The sequence below is a fragment of the Paraburkholderia domus genome (assembly GCF_905220705.1).
In the GTDB taxonomy this organism is placed as follows: Bacteria; Pseudomonadota; Gammaproteobacteria; order Burkholderiales; family Burkholderiaceae; genus Paraburkholderia; species Paraburkholderia domus.
This window is the reverse complement of sequence record NZ_CAJNAT010000078.1, coordinates 1-1673: the sequence shown is the minus strand read 5'-3', so window position 1 is coordinate 1673 and position 1673 is coordinate 1. Positions and strand designations below refer to the sequence as shown.

Below are 1673 nucleotides of genomic sequence, written 5' to 3'. Positions count from 1 at the left end.
CGAGCTTGTGTGAAAACGCGCTGATCGCCTAAACTGGATTAACGCATTCAGCATGGGTGACCGGATGAAGCGATTCATAGAAGGTGAAGATCGCAAGCAGGTGACGCTGCTTCCAGAGTGCCTTGATGACTTCGTCGCAGAGGACAACCCGGTCAGGATTATCGAGGCGTTTGTAGAAGAGCTTGACCTCGCATCACTGGGCTTCGATGGAGCAATGCCGTCGACTACAGGACGCCCGTCCTATCATCCAGCAGTGCTGCTGAAGATCTATATCTACGGCTACCTGAACCGGGTTCAATCGAGCCGTCGCCTGGAACGTGAATGCCAACGCAATGTTGAGTTGATGTGGCTTACGGGCCGACTGGCTCCAGACTTCAAGACCATAGCCGACTTTCGTCGTGACAACGGCGTCGGCATTCGCAACGTGTGTCGCCGCTTCGTGATGCTCTGCCGTGAGCTGAAGCTATTCTCGCAAGCGCTAGTCGCCATTGACGGTAGCAAGTTCAAGGCAGTCAATACGCGGGATCGCAACTTCACCGAGGGTAAAGTCGACAAGCGCCAGAAGCAGATCGAGGAGAGCATCCAGCGGTATCTGAACGCGCTGGAGACTGCCGATCGTACGCAACCCGTGGAGCTCGAAGCGAAGACGACTCGATTGCAAGATAAGATCGCGCGCTTACGCGAGCAGATGCGGAACCTCGATCAGATCAAGGAGCAACTCAAGACGCAGCCTGATGGCCAACTCTCGATGACTGATCCCGACGCGCGCTCCATGGCGACGAGCGGCAAGGGCTCGGGAATGGTGGGCTACAACGTGCAGGTGGCCGTTGACGCCAAACACCATCTCATCGTGGCTCACGAGGTCACAAACTCTGGCAGTGACCGGGCACAGCTTAGCCCCATGGCAAAAGCTGCGCGCGACGCGATGGGCAAGACAAGGCTGCGGGCAGTCGCCGATCGTGGCTACTACACCGGAACTCAGATCAAGGAGTGCGCGGATGCGGGGATCGCGGTAATGCTGCCGAAACCGACGACATCAAGTGCTAAACATCATGGTCGGTTCGATCGGTCAGACTTTGTCTACATTGCCCGGGACGACGAATACAAATGCCCCGCTGGTCAGCGTGCAATTTACCGCTTCACTGGAGAGGAACACGGAATGCAACTGCGCCGCTACTGGAGCAGTGCGTGCCCGCAGTGCCCAATGAAATCCAAATGCACACCAAGTTCTTATCGGCGGATTACCCGCTGGGAACATGAGTCTGTGCTGGAAGGCGTTCAACGTCAGTTGGACAAAACGCCAGACGCAATGAAGATACGCAGGCGAACGGTAGAACATGTCTTCGGAACGTTCAAGCACTGGATGGGCTATACGCACTTCCTGACGCGCAGGCTGCCCAATGTAGGTACCGAGATGAGTTTAAACGTACTCGCCTACAATCTCACGCGAGTGCTGAGAATCCTGGGCTTCAAGAAGACAATGAAGGCGATGCGGCTGGTGGGTGCGTGAGCACCCGCAGGTCCCGAAATAAAGCCCTTAGACTCGCCTGGAACGCATCAGAGAGGTTCACCTTCTCGTCGGCGTTGTGATAGCTGCGAAGGCAGTCAAACGCGCCGCTGGGGTCGGCGTCACGCGTCGCATTGTAATGCCATCGGGTTTCCACACAACCTGG

General features: G+C 56.5%; 1 protein-coding gene. It reads left to right on the top strand.

The annotated features are described in order from the left end of the window. Positions 1-64 precede the first annotated feature (64 nt). The gene (locus tag KHO31_RS38930) at positions 65-1510 is read left to right on the top strand and encodes an IS1182 family transposase (protein WP_201087242.1); all 1446 of its coding nucleotides are present in this window, start codon (positions 65-67) and stop codon (positions 1508-1510) included. Positions 1511-1673 lie beyond the last annotated feature (163 nt).

Bases quoted from the DNA above. Each gene is read 5' to 3' on its own strand.
- KHO31_RS38930 (WP_201087242.1), top strand. From the start codon at position 65: ATGAAGCGATTCATAGAAGGTGAAGATCGCAAGCAGGTGACGCTGCTT.